At 58.5% G+C, this 17,352-nt stretch carries 12 protein-coding genes and 1 pseudogene; 7 read left to right on the forward strand and 6 right to left on the reverse strand.

Annotated elements, in window-relative coordinates:
* Positions 1-113 precede the first annotated feature (113 nt).
* Positions 114-662, forward strand: coding sequence for a hypothetical protein (locus P3G59_RS07670; RefSeq protein ID WP_277761093.1), 549 nt, complete (start codon positions 114-116; stop codon positions 660-662).
* A gap of 64 nt (positions 663-726) precedes the next feature.
* Here P3G59_RS07670 and P3G59_RS07675 read toward each other — a convergent pair whose 3' ends face one another.
* Together P3G59_RS07675 and P3G59_RS07680 are read right to left on the reverse strand one after the other, a co-directional pair.
* Positions 727-1,905 carry a VWA domain-containing protein gene (locus P3G59_RS07675; protein WP_016771218.1) on the reverse strand — a complete coding sequence of 393 codons (1,179 nt, stop codon included), beginning with the start codon at positions 1,903-1,905 and terminating at the stop codon, positions 727-729.
* Positions 1,906-1,917: 12 nt separating this feature from the next.
* Positions 1,918-2,763, reverse strand: coding sequence for a MoxR family ATPase (locus tag P3G59_RS07680; RefSeq protein ID WP_007911294.1), 846 nt, complete (start codon positions 2,761-2,763; stop codon positions 1,918-1,920).
* Positions 2,764-2,963: 200 nt separating this feature from the next.
* On the opposite strand from P3G59_RS07680, the pseudogene P3G59_RS07685 reads away from it, so the two are divergent.
* Positions 2,964-3,071 (forward strand): annotated as a pseudogene (locus tag P3G59_RS07685) (DUF4160 domain-containing protein); the annotation flags it as partial.
* A 111-nt stretch (positions 3,072-3,182) separates the two neighbouring features.
* On the opposite strand, the gene P3G59_RS07690 reads toward P3G59_RS07685, so the two are convergent.
* Positions 3,183-4,259: a DUF748 domain-containing protein gene (locus P3G59_RS07690; RefSeq protein WP_277761094.1), complete on the reverse strand. Its 1,077-nt coding sequence runs from the start codon at positions 4,257-4,259 to the stop codon at positions 3,183-3,185.
* A 126-nt stretch (positions 4,260-4,385) separates the two neighbouring features.
* Here P3G59_RS07690 and cysK point away from each other — a divergent pair, with 126 nt between their 5' ends.
* Positions 4,386-5,360 (forward strand): cysteine synthase A, encoded by a 975-nt coding sequence (gene cysK, locus P3G59_RS07695; protein WP_277761095.1) that lies wholly within the window; start codon positions 4,386-4,388, stop codon positions 5,358-5,360.
* A 185-nt stretch (positions 5,361-5,545) separates the two neighbouring features.
* On the forward strand, positions 5,546-6,484 hold the full coding sequence (locus P3G59_RS07700; RefSeq protein ID WP_277761096.1) for an aspartyl/asparaginyl beta-hydroxylase domain-containing protein: 939 nt from the start codon (positions 5,546-5,548) through the stop codon (positions 6,482-6,484).
* A 56-nt stretch (positions 6,485-6,540) separates the two neighbouring features.
* Here the strand turns inward: P3G59_RS07700 and P3G59_RS07705 are convergent, their stop codons facing one another.
* Complete coding sequence (locus P3G59_RS07705; protein ID WP_277761097.1) at positions 6,541-6,699, reverse strand: hypothetical protein; 159 nt, start codon at positions 6,697-6,699, stop codon at positions 6,541-6,543.
* Positions 6,700-7,303: 604 nt separating this feature from the next.
* Here P3G59_RS07705 and P3G59_RS07710 point away from each other — a divergent pair.
* Entirely contained in the window at positions 7,304-8,167 is an 864-nt protein-coding gene (locus P3G59_RS07710; RefSeq protein ID WP_277761098.1) for a DMT family transporter, read from the forward strand.
* Between the two features lie 76 nt (positions 8,168-8,243).
* Here P3G59_RS07710 and P3G59_RS07715 read toward each other — a convergent pair whose 3' ends face one another.
* Both P3G59_RS07715 and P3G59_RS07720 read right to left on the reverse strand, forming a co-directional pair.
* Positions 8,244-9,152 carry a DMT family transporter gene (locus tag P3G59_RS07715; RefSeq protein ID WP_277761099.1) on the reverse strand — a complete coding sequence of 303 codons (909 nt, stop codon included), beginning with the start codon at positions 9,150-9,152 and terminating at the stop codon, positions 8,244-8,246.
* Between the two features lie 85 nt (positions 9,153-9,237).
* Positions 9,238-10,863 (reverse strand): methyl-accepting chemotaxis protein, encoded by a 1,626-nt coding sequence (locus P3G59_RS07720; protein ID WP_277761100.1) that lies wholly within the window; start codon positions 10,861-10,863, stop codon positions 9,238-9,240.
* A 396-nt stretch (positions 10,864-11,259) separates the two neighbouring features.
* Between P3G59_RS07720 and aceK the strand changes: the two genes are divergently transcribed.
* Both aceK and hrpA read left to right on the forward strand, forming a co-directional pair.
* Positions 11,260-12,981, forward strand: a complete 1,722-nt coding sequence (gene aceK, locus P3G59_RS07725; RefSeq protein ID WP_277761101.1) for a bifunctional isocitrate dehydrogenase kinase/phosphatase — start codon at positions 11,260-11,262, stop codon at positions 12,979-12,981.
* A gap of 262 nt (positions 12,982-13,243) precedes the next feature.
* Positions 13,244-17,155, forward strand: a complete 3,912-nt coding sequence (gene hrpA, locus P3G59_RS07730; RefSeq protein ID WP_277761102.1) for an ATP-dependent RNA helicase HrpA — start codon at positions 13,244-13,246, stop codon at positions 17,153-17,155.
* The last annotated feature ends 197 nt before the right edge of the window (positions 17,156-17,352 follow it).

Here is a 17,352-nt window from a genome sequence, read left to right on the forward strand (position 1 = left end):
CGTACTTCGGACGGAAGACCGAGATTTTTCCTGACGCTTTAGTAAGTCGCCCTACATCGCTTGTCGAGAGTGTGTGGAACTATCGGTCTTCATCTTTTACAAGGAAGTTACAGATGCGTTTTATGACAGTAATGGCCCAGTCAAAGGGCGAATGTGCCAACAGTGTCGATGGGCACATTGTCGGTTTTTATGAGGGTGTGGACAGCGTGCCGGTTTATCGGGCGAGCATCGATCGTTTCTACAATGTGCAACGACTGGACGCCGACCCGGCCGATCATCAGGACACTGTTGCGCGTATCGAGACCTTCATGTCCACCGCAACCGTCGACATGATGCGTATGTTTCACTGGAGTCACCCCAAAGAGGCGAGTGGTAACGCCATGGAGTTGATTGCCGTGGAGACCAACGCGGGTGCAGAGGTGAAAAGCGTAAGGTTTCGCTTTCTGAGGCCAGAGGGCGAAATTAAGAGTGAAGTGACCCTGAGTCCTGAAACGGACATTGAAAAAAGTCGCAGGGTAGAGCTGGAAAATGGCGGGGCGAACGTTGTCGCCAAAGGAAAGAAAAACCGCCGCGGGAAAAAAACGACTGCGGTCGGTCCCGCGATTCTGGACACCTCTTTCATGTTCCGTCTCTGCAGGTCTTATCTCGCGACAGGTTGGTAAACCCGCGAGTCTGAAAGGCAGCCGCTTTCATACGGTTTGCCTTTCAGTATTTACCTTCGCAATCTTACTTGGACAGAAACCGCATTCCTTCCTCAAGCCCGCGCAACGTCAACGGATACATCTGATCCTCGATCAGATCCCGCACGATGTTGGTCGATGAGGTATAGCCCCACGTGTCTTTCGGGTAAGGGTTGATCCAGATGAGCTTCTTGTACTTCTCCATGAAACGCTGCATCCACACATAACCCGGCTCTTCGTTCCAATGCTCGACGCTGCCGCCGGCCTGGGTAATTTCGTAAGGTGCCATCGCCGCGTCGCCAATGAAAATCACTTTGTAGTCGGCGCCGTACTTGTGCAGCAGGTCCTGTGTTGAAGTGCGCTCGGACGTGCGGCGCATGTTGTTCTTCCACACCGATTCATAAATGAAGTTGTGGAAGTAGAAGTACTCCAGGTGCTTGAACTCGGTTTTGCAAGCCGAAAACAGTTCCTCGCAGATCTTCACGTGCGCGTCCATCGAGCCGCCAATGTCGAACAGCAACAACAGCTTCACCGTGTTGCGCCGTTCCGGGCGCATCTGGATATTCAGCAGGCCGGCGTCTTTGGCGGTGTGGTCGATGGTGCCGTCGATATCGAGCTCTTCTGCCGCACCCTGACGAGCGAATTTGCGCAGTCGGCGTAAGGCAACCTTGATGTTGCGCGTGCCCAGTTCGACGGAATCGTCGAGGTTCTTGTACTCGCGCTGATCCCAGACTTTTACCGCTTTGCCTTGGCGCTTGCCCGCATCGCCGACGCGGATACCTTCCGGATTGAAGCCACCGGAACCGAACGGACTGGTGCCGCCGGTACCGATCCACTTGTTGCCGCCGGCATGGCGTTCCTTCTGCTCTTCCAGACGCTTCTTGAACTCCTCGATCAACTTGTCCAGGCCACCGAGGGACTGGATCTGTGCGCGTTCTTCGTCGCTCAGCGAGCGTTCGAATTCCTTGCGCAGCCAGTCCTCGGGAATCAGTGCCTGCAAATGATCGTCGAGCTTTTCCAGACCATTGAAGTAGGCCCCGAACGCGCGGTCGAACTTGTCGAAATGGCGTTCGTCCTTCACCAGAATCGCCCGCGACAAGTAATAAAACTCGTCCATGTCGGCGAAGGTCACGCGCTGTTTCAGCGCGTTGATCAGGTCGAGCAACTCACGCACCGACACCGGCACCTTGGCTGCACGCATTTCATTGAACAGGTTGAGCAACATGGCATCAGCCTCTTAGCGGGTGCCGCGACGGCTCATGAACGCCAGGCGCTCAAGCAGTTGCACGTCCTGCTCATTCTTCACCAAGGCACCGGCCAGCGGCGGAATGGCTTTGGTCGGATCGCGTTCGCGCAGCACCGCTTCGCCGATGTTGTCGGCCATCAACAGCTTCAGCCAGTCGACCAATTCGGACGTCGACGGCTTCTTCTTCAGGCCCGGCACCTTGCGCACGTCGAAGAACACGTCCAGCGCTTCGCTGACCAGATCCTTTTTGATGTCCGGGTAATGCACGTCGACGATTTTTTGCAGGGTGGTGCGGTCGGGGAAGGCGATGTAGTGGAAGAAGCAGCGGCGCAGGAAGGCGTCCGGCAGCTCTTTTTCATTGTTGGAGGTAATGATAATGATCGGGCGCTTCTTCGCTTTGATGGTCTCGTCGATCTCGTAAACGTAGAACTCCATCTTGTCGAGTTCTTGCAACAAGTCGTTAGGGAATTCGATGTCAGCCTTGTCGATTTCATCGATCAACAGGATGACCCGCTCTTCGGACTCGAAAGCCTCCCAGAGCTTGCCCTTCTTCAGGTAGTTGCGCACATCGTGGACTTTCTCATTGCCCAGTTGCGAGTCGCGCAGACGGCTGACCGCATCGTATTCGTACAGACCCTGATGGGCCTTGGTGGTGGACTTGATGTGCCAGGTGATCAACTTGGCGCCGAACGATTCGGCCAGTTGCTCGGCGAGCATGGTCTTGCCGGTGCCCGGCTCGCCCTTGACCAGCAGCGGCCGCTCCAGGGTGATGGCGGCGTTGACCGCCAGCTTCAGGTCATCGGTGGCGACGTAGGCCTGGGTGCCTTCGAACTTCATCTGCTAATCCTCGAACGGTAACGCCGACCTGACGGGCAGGGCGGGGGCGAAATAATCGGATGCCCGACTATAACGCGCAGCCCGGTCGACTGTGAACGCAGACGGCTTATTCAGTCCCTGAATGGGGCGTCACATGTTGACTCGGTCTCTGCCGATGGCCAGTCTTCAGGTATCGCCGATTTGGCGATAGCCTCTCGGGCATGACGACTAAATACCGATTTCGCGACAGATACCGCATTCAGTTGCGCGCGAAGGATCACCCTCCGCTTCATGTTCACCTCATCGGTGGCGGCGTGGAACTGATGCTGAGAGCCAGTGCCACGTTCGCTGGCGCTGGCTTGTCTGGGCTGGGATTCACTGCAACAAAGCTCAACACTGGCCGCAGAGGAGTCTGGTCGCTATATCGTCAACCGCAAAAACTAACCCGCATCCGGCTTCGGCCGCTCATAGCGGGCATTGAATGCCTGTATGAAGCCATTGCGCAAAATCTGCAAAAACGCTTCGAACGCGTTGATATTTTGCTGATGCACGTTGCCACTGAGTTCGACCTTGGTGGCGAACTGGTTTTTGGCCTGGTTCTTCAGCACGGTTTCCGAGCCGCCGACGATGGCCTCCCAGACTGAGCGGAAGATGCTCTTGTTCTTGTTTTCCACGTCCTGCTGCCAGTTGAACACTTCGACGTCGCGCAGCAGCGGTTTGATGTAGCCGCTGACCTGGGCTTTTTTGGCTTGGGCTTCGATCACTACATCACCGTGGCCGGCGTTGAAGTCGAACTTGCCGTAGGCCGAGGCGAAGTCGTTCATGCTCTTGAGTTCGATGTCTTTGGCGCGCAGGCGGAATTCGAAGTCTTCGAAATTGCTCAGCGGGTCGAACGTTGCTGTTGTTTCCAGCGGTGCGTGGCCGAGCAGTTTGGCTTTGCCTTCGAAACGGGCATCGCGTTTTCCCTCTTTGTCGACCACGTTGGTCAGGTTATAGATGCTCGCGTCGACATTGGTCGCGTTCATGTTCACTGGCGGTTTTGAATTGAAGTTGCGGAAACTGATCTTCCCGTCGTGAATCTGTACTTCGTCGAGGGTGATTGGCAGTAGCTTGCCCAGTTGCGCGCGCCAGTCTGTGCCTTGACCGGTTTGAGAGTTCTGCTTGTTGCCCCCGCCGTCGACGAAGTTGACCTCAGGTTTGACGAAGTTAACCTGCGCTACGACGGCATGGTCATACCACAGCGAATGCCAACTGACCGCCAGATCGATCAGCGGTGCATTGACGAATGGCACCGGCACCTTGCCGTCGACCTTGACGATCTTTAGCCCATTGATCTTGTAGGCGCCGCGCCATAGGGCCAGATCGACATCAGTGATCTGGCCCCGATAGTCACCCATGTCCGCCAGTTTGCCGTTCAGATAGTCGCGCACCATGTAGGGCAGGGCGATGTGCAGCGCGATCAGCAACACAACGACAACGGCGAAAATCCCTAATGGCCAACTATAGCGACGCTTCATGACGGCAATTTCCTGAAGATGTAAGCGATTGACTGTTACGCCGCGCAGTCGTTCGACCCGACTGGACTGCGCCAGGCAACAGGCATACCTTGGGCGCTGAATTCAATGCTGCATAAGGACCCAGCCATGAGCCGTATTTTCGCTGACAACGCCCATTCCATCGGCAACACGCCGCTGGTGCAGATCAACCGCATCGCGCCGCGTGGCGTGACCATTCTGGCCAAGATCGAAGGGCGCAACCCCGGTTACTCGGTCAAGTGCCGGATTGGCGCCAACATGATCTGGGACGCCGAAAGCAGCGGCAAACTCAAGCCGGGCATGACCATTGTCGAGCCGACCTCGGGGAATACCGGCATCGGTCTGGCCTTTGTGGCTGCCGCTCGCGGTTACAAATTGATGCTGACCATGCCGGCCTCGATGAGCATCGAGCGCCGTAAGGTCCTCAAGGCCTTGGGCGCCGAACTGGTGTTGACCGAGCCGGCCAAGGGCATGAAAGGGGCTATCGAAAAGGCTGCCGAAATCGTCGCCAGCGATGCCGACAAATATTTCATGCCGGCGCAGTTCGATAACCCGGCCAACCCGGCCATCCACGAAAAGACCACCGGTCCGGAAATCTGGAACGACACTGACGGTGCCGTCGATGTACTCGTGGCAGGCGTCGGCACTGGCGGAACCATCACGGGCGTTTCGCGGTATATCAAGCATACCCAGGGCAAACCGATAATTTCGGTGGCGGTGGAGCCGATGTCGTCGCCGGTGATCACCCAGGCGTTGGCGGGTGAAGAGATCAAACCGAGCCCGCACAAGATTCAGGGGATCGGTGCCGGCTTTGTGCCGAAGAACCTGGATCTGTCGATGGTCGACCGGGTCGAGCAGGTCTCCGACGAGGAGTCCAAGGCCATGGCCCTGCGGTTGATGCAGGAAGAAGGGATTTTGTGCGGCATCTCCTGCGGTGCGGCGATGGCGGTGGCGGTGCGTCTGGCCGAGACGCCGGAGATGCAGGGCAAGACCATCGTCGTGATTCTGCCTGACTCCGGCGAGCGTTATCTGTCGAGCATGTTGTTCAGCGATTTATTCACTGAGCAGGAGACTCAACAGTAATCCGGTTGATTCAGGTCAGCCAGGGTTCAGGATCGTTATGCTAATAAATGCTTTGTTGCGCAATTCTTAACACTGAATCTTGTGTAAGGCGGGTTTTGCCCGGCGCCGGTAGTGTTTATCATGGCCGGCTGCCATGCCGGGTAAAGTGGCATTGCGCAGCGTTGTCTTTATTCAAGGAGTCGTTGATGAGCTTTTCGTTAGCCGCCAAGGTGTCGGTGCTGCTGCTGTTTGTGGGCAGCATCCTCTATGTGCATTTGCGCGGCAAAGCGCGTTTGCCGGTACTGCGCCAGTTCGTCAACCACTCGGCGCTGTTCGCCCCGTACAACGCCCTGATGTACCTGTTCTCCGGCGTGCCGTCCAAGCCGTACCTGGATCGCAGCAAATTTCCGGAGCTGGACGTGCTGCGCGATAATTGGGAAACCATTCGCGACGAAGCCATGCATCTGTTCGATGAAGGCTATATTCGCGCGGCGGAAAAGAACAACGACGCCGGTTTCGGTTCGTTCTTCAAGAAGGGCTGGAAGCGTTTCTACCTCAAGTGGTACGACAAACCGCTGCCGTCGGCCGAAACACTGTGCCCGAAAACCGTGGCGCTGGTCAGTGCTATTCCCAACGTCAAAGGCGCGATGTTTGCGTTGTTGCCGGGTGGCAGCCACCTGAACCCGCATCGTGACCCGTTCGCCGGCTCCCTGCGTTATCACCTCGGCTTGTCGACGCCGAACTCCGATGATTGCCGGATCTTCGTTGATGGTCAGGTTTACGCCTGGCGTGACGGTGAAGACGTGATGTTCGACGAGACCTATGTGCACTGGGTCAAGAATGAAACCGACCAAACCCGCGTGATTCTGTTCTGCGACGTTGAACGTCCGCTGAGCAACCGCCTCATGACCCGCATCAACCGCTCGATCAGCGCCTGGCTCGGCCGTGCTACCGCACCGCAGAACCTTGATGATGAACGCGTTGGCGGGATCAACCAGGCTTACGCCTGGAGCAAGAACTTCAGCGACAGGTTCAGTGGCATAGTCAAACAGTGGAAACGCCGTCATCCGAAGGCCTATCGCGTGATGCGTCCGGTGCTGGCGGTGGTTGTGTTGACGTTGTTGGGGTATTGGCTGTTTGGTTGAGACTGGACGAGACAATAAAAAACCGCTCCTTGTGAGCGGTTTTTATTGCCTGCGAATCAGCGCCGTCCAGCGAGAACGTTGGGTTCGTCCTCGATGCCAGTAATCAGTAGCTGAAGAAAGCGCTGCTGATTGGCTGATAGCTCGGAGGAGATAAGCTTTTCTTCCGTTTTGATTGATCTTTTCTTACTGGGGGATTTTTTTACGGATTTACGCATGCTCCCGCCCTCGGTGTGGCATCGATAGGTTCAAAGCGTACTTTCGACAAGTCTTGTCCCGCTGGTAGCTGCAATGGAGCAGTGGCGATGCTTGCCTGCTTCCTGGCCAGCGACCGATACAACTGATAGCGCAGATAACCCCGTTCCCTTGGCATATGATTTCGAGCATTCCTGTCTCCCCATCGATAGGAGTAGCCGTTGCTCAACAGCCTATTCAGCGCTGATGCATCCGTCGCTACTGGCCCTTTGTCCAAATCATTGCAATCCATGTCCCGCGCTGGTTATAGTCGGCGCTCGTGAGCCGTACGGCTCACGCTCCATCCCTTCAAAAAAGATCTGCCCAAATGCCTGCATCCCTCATCAACGCGGTAGTCGATTCAGCGGTCAACGCTGGCGTCGTGCCGTGCGGGAATCAGCAGCCCAAGCAGATCAGTCATTACCCCCCACCTGTTAGTAGCACGCCGGTGTGCGCAGTCGTATCACCGCCGGGCGTTGGCGTTTCGGGCTGATCGGCAGTTTCTGCTGAACCCTGCGCCCGCCAGAAAAACCTACTGAATTTCAGCTTCGGCTGAGTTGGCTATTGGCCTGACTACAGGTGGTATTCATGTTTGTCCTGTCGAAAAAATCCGCGCTCGCGGCCGCGTCCACGAGCCTGTTCGTTCTGCTGTGGAGCAGCGGCGCGATCTTCTCCAAATGGGGGCTGGCCCATGCCTCACCGTTTGCCTTTCTGCTGATTCGCTTTGTGATTGCCTTGTGCGGCCTCGTGTTGCTGGCGCCGCTGCTCAAGCTGAAGCTGCCCAAGGGCGGCAAACCGATGCTGTTTGCGATCGCCACGGGTGTGGTGTTGTTGGGGGCGTATCAGATTTTTTATCTGCTGGCGCTCAACACCAAAGTCACCCCGGGCGTGATGGCGACCATCATGGGCGTGCAGCCGATTCTCACCGTAGTATTGATGGAGCGGCAGCGCTCGGCGAGCCGGATGTTTGGTCTGGCCTTGGGGCTGGCGGGGCTGATCATGGTGGTTTACCAAGGCATCGGTCTGGCCGGGATGTCTTGGGCGGGAATGTTGTTTGGCTTGCTGGCGCTGGTGAGCATGACGCTGGGCTCGATCATGCAGAAACGCATCACGGAAAATCCTCTCGGCACACTGCCGGTGCAATATCTGGCCGGGCTGTTGTTGTGCGGGATCTTCGTGCCGTTTCAGCCGTTCCACTTTGAACACAGCACAGGCTTTATCGTGCCGGTGTTGTGGATGGGGCTTGTGGTGTCGGTGCTGGCGACGCTGTTGCTGTATCGACTGATCGCGCGAGGCAATCTGGTGAACGTCACCAGCCTGTTTTACCTGGTGCCGGCGGTGACGGCATTGATGGACTATCTGATTTTCGGCAATCGTCTGGCAGCATTGAGCGTGCTTGGGATGCTGTTGATCATTGTCGGTCTGGCATTCGTATTCCGTAAACCGCAGTAACGCTAACCCCTGTAGGAGCTGCCGCAGGCTGCGATCTTTAAAGACAAGATCAAAAGATCGCAGCCTGCGGCAACTCCTACCGGGCTTTCATCTCAACAGGTTTCACCGCAGCAGGCTTCAACACCAGCCATAACGCCAGCGCAATCAGCACGCCACCGTAAATATGCGCCATCGACAACGGCTCATCCAGCAACAACGCCCCCCACAGCACACCGAACGGAGGGATCATGAAGGTCACGGTCATCGACTTCACCGGACCGATCGAGCTGAGCAGGCGGAAGTAAATGATGTAGGCAAACGCCGTGCAGCCCAAACCCAGGCCCAACAGCGACAGCCAGACATTCCAGCCGCCCCAACTGACGGGAGGTGAGGTGATCACGCTATACCCGAACAACGGCAACAGGAACAAGGTCGCACCGAGCATGCTGCCCAGCGCCGACAGCCGGCTGTCCAGTCCACCGGCCTGATCCAGCCAGCGCCGCGCGAGGAAACCGGCGAAGCCATAGCAAGTGGTCGCGAGCAGGCAGGCGACAGCGCCCATCAACAACTGCAAGTCGAACGCCACGGGGCCGGCGCGGGTCAGCACGCCAACACCGAACAGGCCGAGGAAAACCCCACCCAACTTGGCAGCAGTGAGTTTTTCACTGAAGAACAACCCGCCAATCAGCACGCCCATCAACGGCGTGGTGGCATTGAAAATCGCCGAGTAGCCGGCTGGCAGTACCTGCGCGGCAACCGAATACAGCGTGGCAGGTATTCCCGAGTTGATGACGCCCAGCAGCATCACGGTTTTCAGTTTGCCTTTGAAATCCCAGCGCACGCGCATCAGCCCGAGGATCACCAACAGGCCAACGGCCGCAATCGACACGCGAAAAAAACCGGTCGGGATCGTGCCGATCACCGGCGCAATAATGCGCATGAACAGAAAACTCGCGCCCCAGATGGCCGCCAGCGACAACATACGGAAAATATCGACAGGGCTCACGACGGGTCTCCTTCCTTGATCGGGACGAGAGTGTTGCCGAGCGCCCTGACGAAGGCAACCGCTATTCGGGCATTCAAATTTGCGCTCAGATCACAAAGCGTGTCACCAGGCCGTTGAGATCGACGGCCAGACGCGACAGTTCCTGGCTTGCGGCCGAGGTCTGGGTGGCGCCGGCGGCGGTCTGGGTCGAGAGGTCGCGGATGGTCACCAGATTCTGATCGACTTCACGCGCGACCAAGGCCTGCTGCTCGGCCGCGCTGGCGATCACCAGGTTGCGTTGGTTGATCTGCGAGATCGACGCGGTGATTTTTTCCAGTGCCTGACCCGCGCTGTTGGCTCGGCGCAATGTCTGACCGGCCTGTTCGGCACTGCTCTGCAACGCGCCCACGGTCGACCCCGTGCCTTGCTGAATACTGCTGATCATCAACTCGATTTCTTCGGTGGAATTCTGCGTGCGTCGGGCCAGTGAACGCACCTCATCGGCCACCACAGCAAAGCCGCGCCCGGCCTCACCGGCGCGCGCCGCTTCGATCGCCGCATTGAGCGCCAACAGGTTGGTTTGCCCGGCGATCCCACGAATCACCTCCAACACTTTGCTGATGTCCTGGGCCTGGGTGGCCAGGCCCTCGGCTTGCGCGGAAGCGCCGAGTACCGCGTCGACCAGTTGCTGAATCGAACTGATGGTTTCGCTGACCTGTACATGGCCGTGCTTGCTGTCTTCATTGGAGGCGGCAGACGCTTCGGCGCTGGACACGGCGTTGGCCGCGACTTCATCCACCGCAGTGCTCATCTCGGTGACCGCTGTGGCCGCCTGTTCGATCTGATCGTTCTGCTGCTGCAGGCCGCGAGTGCTTTGCTCCATCACCGAACTCATTTCCTCGGCAGCGGAAGCCAATTGCTGTGCCGATTCGCTGATTCCTCGAATGGTCGAGCGCAAATTGCCCTGCATCTCGGCCAAGGCGTCGAGCAGCTGCGCAGCCTCATCTTTACCGGTGCTGACAATCTGGCCGCTGAGATCACCGGCAGCAATGCGCCGCGCCACCTTCAGGGCCTGATTGATCGGGGTGGTGATGCTGCGCGTCAATTGCCAGGCCAGCAGCAGCGTGGCAATCAGGGCAACCACGATGATCGTCGCGACAATCCACAATGCCCGTTGGTACATCGCCGCCGCAGCCTTGGCGGCGGCGTCGGCACCTTGTTGGTTGAGGCTGATCATCTGCTCCAGCGTCTTGTCGAGCACAGTTCCCTGCGGTGCCAGCTCATTGCTTAAACGGGCGGCGGCCTGCTCGTTCTGACCGGCTTCAATCTGGCTGATGATCTGATCGAGAATGCTGAGGTACTTGCCCGTGGCCACGTTCAGGCCGTCGAGCATTGCCTGTTCCTGATCACTGGCAATCAAGGTTTTGTGATCGTTGAGGCGCTTGAGCAACTCCTCACGCTGCGCCTTGAGGATGCCTTTGCTTCTGTCGCGCACGGCGGGTTGGCTGTTGGTGATCAGCCGCAGGGATTCGAGACGGATGCTGGCGATATTCGCCGCTGCGTCATGAATGCTCTCGATGCTGGGCATCCATGACTCTTCGATCACCGCTGCACTTTCACGCAGGTTTTTCATCTGGCCCAGCCCGAACAGGCCGACCACCACCAGCAGACTGGCCAAAACGGCAAAGCTCAAACTGGCGCGCAAACCTATGCGCAGATTCCGGATAGACATCAGTGTGCTCCTTGATCTTTGAGGGAGAGGTCGTCCTCGTCAGCGAGGATCTTGTTATGAGGCGGGTAATGGCTGGCTGTATATCAAAGTGCCACTATTTTGGTAAGACCAATCTGGCGTCGTCGCTGACGACCCGCGCAGTTGCAGCAAAGCCACGGGCTAGACGCGTCTGTGCTGTATTGGATCCGAAGCCTAGAGAATTCGCGGGCTGGCGCAGGGCGGTCAGGAGGACCTTCAAGGTGATTAACTGACCGAACGGTCGATTAAAAAACTTTGCAAAAAACTGTGTCGCTGTACAAGCCTGACGCGGATTTGGCAGAAATTGCACTTCACCTGCGCCCGTTTCCGTGGCTAAGCTCAGGCACAGATTTCCCCACGCACGCCGAGGTCTTATCTATGCCGCAGCAATGGCCAGCCACCGATATCGCCCGCATGATCCTCGATGGCTTTGACGATTACCGCGAGCATTTCCGGCGCATCACCGACGGTGCCCGGGAGCGTTTCGAGCAGGCGCGCTGGCAGGAGACGCAAACGGCGTCGGCAGCACGGATCAACCTCTACGAAGACAAAGTCGGCGAAACCATCGCCCGCCTGCGCGAATATTTCGACGACGAAACGCTGATGAATGTCAGCTGCTGGCCGTTGGTGAAAAGTGCCTATATCAGTGTCATCGACCTGCGCTTCGACGATGAGCTGTCCGAGACCTGGTACAACTCGATTTTCTGCGGGCTGTTCAGCCACGACCTGATCAGCGACGGCTGCATGTTCATCCACACCACGCGCCCGAGCCTGCGCCGTGCCCGCGCCGCGCAAACCCGCACCTACAAGCCCCAAGGCCAGTTGTCGGGGACGCTCGCGAGCATTTTTGCCGACTACCGTTTCAGCGAGGATTACGCCGATCTGCCCGGCGACCTGCGCCGCCTCGAAGCGCAACTGCGCGAGAATCTGCCGGACTGGGTGTGCAAGGACCCGGAACTCAGCGTCGAGCTGTTTTCCTCGGTGCTCTATCGCAACAAGGGCGCGTATCTGGTCGGACGCCTCTTCACCCGCGACGAGCAGTGGCCGCTGGTGATTCCGCTGCTGCACCGTGAAGGGCGCGGGATCCAGATCGATGCGTTGATCACCGACGAAGCCGATGTGTCGATCATCTTCTCGTTCACCCGTTCGTACTTCATGGTCGACGTGCCGGTGCCGGCGGAATTCATCGGCTTTCTGCGGCGCATTTTGCCGGGTAAGCACATTGCCGAGCTGTACACCTCCATCGGCTTCTACAAGCACGGCAAATCCGAGTTTTACCGCGCGCTGATCAATCATCTGGCCAATACCGATGATCAATTCATCATGGCTCCCGGCGTGCGCGGAATGGTCATGAGCGTGTTCACCCTGCCGGGTTTCAACACCGTATTCAAAATCATCAAGGACCGTTTCTCGCCGTCGAAAAACGTCGACCGTGCGACTGTGATCGAGAAGTATCGGTTGGTGAAAAGCGTCGACCGGGTAGGGCGCATGGCCGACACCCAGGAATTCGCCGACTTCCGTTTTCCACTGAGCAAATTCGATCCGGCGTGCCTTGAAGAGTTGCTGGAAGTGGCGCCTTCGACGGTCTCGGTCGAGGGCGAAACGGTGCTGATTCGTCACTGCTGGACCGAGCGGCGGATGACCCCGCTCAATCTGTATCTGGAAAACGCCAACGAGGCGCAAGTGCGTGAGGCGCTGGAGGATTACGGCCTGGCGATCAAGCAACTGGCGGCGGCGAATATCTTTCCCGGCGACATGCTGCTGAAAAACTTCGGCGTCACCCGGCATGGGCGGGTGGTGTTTTATGACTATGACGAGATCTGCTTTCTGACGGAGGCCAACTTCCGCCACATTCCTGCGCCGCGCACGCCCGAAGATGAGATGGCCTCCGAGCCGTGGTATTCAATCGGGCCGCTGGACGTGTTTCCCGAGGAATTTCCACCGTTTTTGTTTGCCGATTCGGGGCAGCGCAAGTTGTTCGATCAGTTGCATGGGGAGTTGTACAACGCTGATTACTGGAAGGGGTTGCAGGAGGCGATTCGGGCGGGGAAGGTCATTGATGTGTTTCCATATCGGCGTAAGGGCCTCGACAACGAGTAGCTCTTTTAAAAGCCCCTCACCCCAGCCCTCTCCCAGAGGGAGAGGGGGCCGACCGAGGTGTCTTGCGCCAAACATTGACCTGAAAGATTTTGGCGATTGTGGATTCGGTAAAGTAATTTCAGGTCGATGTACCTTTGATGCGTCCCCCAATCGGTCCCCTCTCCCTCCGGGAGAGGGCGGCAATCCCCCTGACACGCCACAAATCCGCCAAATCTGCGACAATCCGCCCCCTGCATAAATAGACGACCGAATTGCCTACCCGATGACCGACGAATCGCCCTCCATCGACAAACTGCTGAAAAACCTCGACCACGCCATGCTCGCCGACCGTCACCGGCTGCGGCGGCAGTTGCTTGAGCTGCGCAAGAAACCCGATGAGGCCAAACTGGCTCAGTGGGTGACGCGCATGCAGGCGTCCTGTGATCAGGTGCTGGCGCGCAAGGCCAGCCTGCCGGTGATTCGTTACGACGACAGTTTGCCGATCGCGGCCAAGCGCGACGAGATCAAAAAGGCGCTGGAAAAACACCAGGTGCTGATCATCGCCGGTGAAACCGGTTCGGGTAAAACCACCCAGTTGCCGAAAATCTGTCTGGAAATCGGTCGCGGCCAGCACGGTCTGATCGGTCACACCCAGCCGCGCCGAATCGCTGCACGCAGCGTCGCCAGCCGGGTCGCCGAAGAGCTTGGCACGCCGCTCGGTTCGCTGGTCGGCTATCAGGTGCGTTTCGAAGATCAGAGCGATGCCAGCACCCTGATCAAGTTGATGACCGACGGTATTTTGCTGGCGGAAACCCAGAACGACCGCTACCTCGAACGCTATGACACGATCATCGTCGACGAAGCCCACGAACGAAGCCTCAACATCGACTTCCTGCTCGGTTACCTGAAAACCCTGCTGCCGCGTCGCCCGGATCTGAAAGTGATCATCACCTCGGCAACCATCGATCTGGAGCGCTTTTCCAAGCATTTCGACGACGCGCCGATTGTTGAAGTCTCCGGCCGTACCTTCCCGGTGGACACCTGGTATCGCCCGCTGACACTGGAGCAGGATGAGGAGGGCAACCGCGTCGAGGATGACTTGACCGTCGATCAGGCGATCCTCGCCACCCTCGACGAAATCGCCGCTTACGAGCGCAGCGAACGCCGCAGTCCCGGCGATGTGTTGGTGTTTCTGCCCGGCGAGCGTGAGATTCGCGACGCTGCCGACATGCTGCGCAAGGCCCAAATCAAACACACGGAAATCCTGCCGCTGTACGCACGCCTGTCGCCGGCGGAGCAGCAGCGGATTTTCCAGTCGCACCCGGGCCGTCGTGTGGTGCTCGCGACCAACGTCGCCGAAACTTCGCTAACCGTGCCGGGCATCCGTTACGTGATCGACAGCGGCACTGCGCGCATCAGCCGCTACAGCTATCGCGCCAAGGTGCAGCGCTTGCCGATCGAGGCGATTTCCCAGGCCAGCGCCAATCAGCGTAAAGGTCGCTGCGGCCGGGTTGAGCCGGGGATCTGCATTCGTTTGTACAGCGAAGAAGATTTCCTCGGTCGCCCGGAATTCACCGATCCGGAAATTCTGCGCACCAACCTCGCGGCGGTTATTTTGCAGATGCTCCATCTGCGTCTCGGCGAGATCACCGCGTTCCCGTTTATCGAGCCGCCGGATGGCAAGGCGATCAGCGACGGTTTCAACCTGCTGCAAGAACTCTCGGCAGTCGATCGCAACAGTCAGTTGACGCCGCTCGGTCGCCAGTTGGCGCGCTTGCCGGTGGACCCGCGCATGGGCCGCATGCTGCTTGAAGCGGCGAAACTCGGCAGCCTGCAGGAAGTGCTGATCGTCGCCAGTGCCATGTCGATTCAGGATCCGCGCGAGCGTCCGCCAGAGCGCCAGCAAGCCGCCGACCAGGCCCACGCGCAATGGAAAGACACCGATTCCGACTTCGCCGGTCTGGTGAATCTGTGGCGTGGTTTTGAAGAGCAACGCCAGGCGCTGACGGCCAGCCCGCTGCGCAACTGGTGCCGCAAGAACTTCCTCAACTACCTGCGTCTGCGCGAGTGGCGTGACTCTCACCGCCAGTTGAGCCTGATCTGCCGCGACATGCAGTTGAGCCTGAACAAAGAGCCGGCGGATTATCCGAAACTGCACAAAGCGGTGTTGGTCGGGTTGCTCAGCCAGATCGGCCAGAAAACCGAGGACGGCGATTACCTCGGCGCGCGTCAGCGACGTTTCTGGATTCACCCATCGTCGGGCATCGGCAAAAAGCGCCCGCAATGGCTGATGACTGCCGAACTGGTGGAAACCACCAAGCTCTACGCGCGCATGGTCGCCAAGATCGACGCCGACTGGATCGAGCCGCTGGCCGGGCATCTGATCAAGAAAAACCATTTCGAACCGCACTGGGAGAAGAAGCGCGGTCAGGTCGTGGCGTTCGAGCAGATCACCCTGTTCGGGCTGATTGTGGTCGGCCGCCGTCCGGTGCATTACGGTCCGGTGGATCCGCTGGTTTCGCGGGAGCTGTTTATCCGCGAAGGCCTGGTGCGTGGCGAAATTCAATCGAAAGCCAAGTGCCTGACGGCCAACCAGCAACTGCTGGAACAGCTCGATGAACTGGAAGCCAAGGCCCGTCGCCGCGACATTCTCGCCGACGAAGAAACCTTGTACGCGTTCTACGATGCGCGGCTGCCGGCGGAGATTCACCAGACCGCGACCTTCGACAGTTGGTACCGCATCAACAGCCAGAAGAACCCGCAGCTGTTGATCATGCGCGAAGAAGACGTGCTGGCCCGCGAGGCCAGTGAAGTCACCGCGCGCGATTACCCGGATACGCTGCACATCGGCGATCTGGAACTGGCACTGACCTATCACTTCGAACCCAATCACCCGCGCGACGGCGTGACCCTGCGCGTACCGGCACCGCTGTTGCCGATGCTGCCGCCGGAGCGCCTGGAATGGCTGGTGCCGGGGATGATCGAAGCCAAGTGCATCGCCCTCGTGCGCAACCTGCCCAAAGCTTTGCGCAAGAACTTCGTGCCGGTGCCGGACTTCATCAAGGCTGCCTTGCAGCGCATGACCTTTGCTGAAGGTTCGTTGCCGCAAGCACTGGGCCGCGAATTGCTGCGCATGACCGGCGCGCGGGTCAGCGATGAGGCGTGGGCAGAAGCTGAGCAAGGCGTCGAAGGGCATCTGCGGATGAACCTGGAAATCGTCGATGGCCAGGGCAAATTCCTCGGAGAAGGTCGCGATCTGGCCGAGCTGACTGCGCGGTTTGCCGAAGCCAGTCAGGCTGCATTGGCCGTGCCGCAGAGCGCGAAAAGCCAGCAACCGGTGGAGGCGAAAGTCTTCGCGCCGGTGGCGGAAAAGACTCAGCAGAAGATCGCCGGGCTGTCGATGACGGTGTATCCGGCGCTGGTCGAAGAGGGCGGTACGGTCAAGGAAGGGCGCTTCTCGACCCCGGCCGAGGCCGAGTTCCAGCATCGCCGCGCGTTGCAGCGGTTGTTGATGCAGCAACTGGCGGAGCCGGCCAAGTTCCTGCGCGGCAAGTTGCCGGGGCAGACCGAACTGGGCTTGCTCTATCGCGAGCTGGGCCGCGTTGATGCGCTGGTTGAAGACATCCTGCTGGCCAGCCTCGACAGCTGCATTCTTGAAGGCGAAGACCCGTTGCCCCGTGATGGTGCCGGATTGGCGGCACTGGCCGAACGCAAACGCGGCAGTTGGACCGAGCACGCCGAGCGCGTGGCCCGGTTGACGCTGGAGATTCTCAAGCTCTGGCACGGTCTGCAAAAACGCTTCAAGGGCAAGATCGACCTGGCACAAGCCGTGGCGCTGAATGACATCAAGCAGCAGATCAATAATCTGGTGTATCCGGGCTTTGTCCGCGAGATGCCGATGCAGTGGCTCAAAGAGTTGCCGCGTTATCTGAAAGCGGTCGAGCAGCGTTTTGAAAAACTCGGCGCGCAGGTGCAGAAGGATCGCGTCTGGAGCGGCGAACTCGCCGGGCTCTGGGCGCAATACCAGACCCGTGCCGCCAAACATGCGCAGGAAGGCAAACGCGACCCGCAGCTTGAGCTGTATCGCTGGTGGCTGGAGGAATACCGGGTGTCGCTGTTTGCCCAACAGTTGGGGACCAAAGTGCCGATTTCCGACAAACGTCTGAACAAACAGTGGACTCAGGTCGAACCGTGATCTAGAGGCATGCGCAATACCCTGTGGGAGCGAGCCTGCTCGCGAAAGCAGAGTGTCAGTTAACGCAATAGCGACTGATACGACGCAATCGCGAGCAGGCTCGCTCCCACATTGGGATTTGGGTTGTGCTTGAGAAAGGCGCCAAAAGCCTGCGTTTATGGCAAACTTCGCGACCATAAACGCCGGTTTCGCGACCC

Source organism: Pseudomonas sp. A34-9 (assembly GCF_029543085.1).
In the GTDB taxonomy this organism is placed as follows: Bacteria; Pseudomonadota; Gammaproteobacteria; order Pseudomonadales; family Pseudomonadaceae; genus Aquipseudomonas.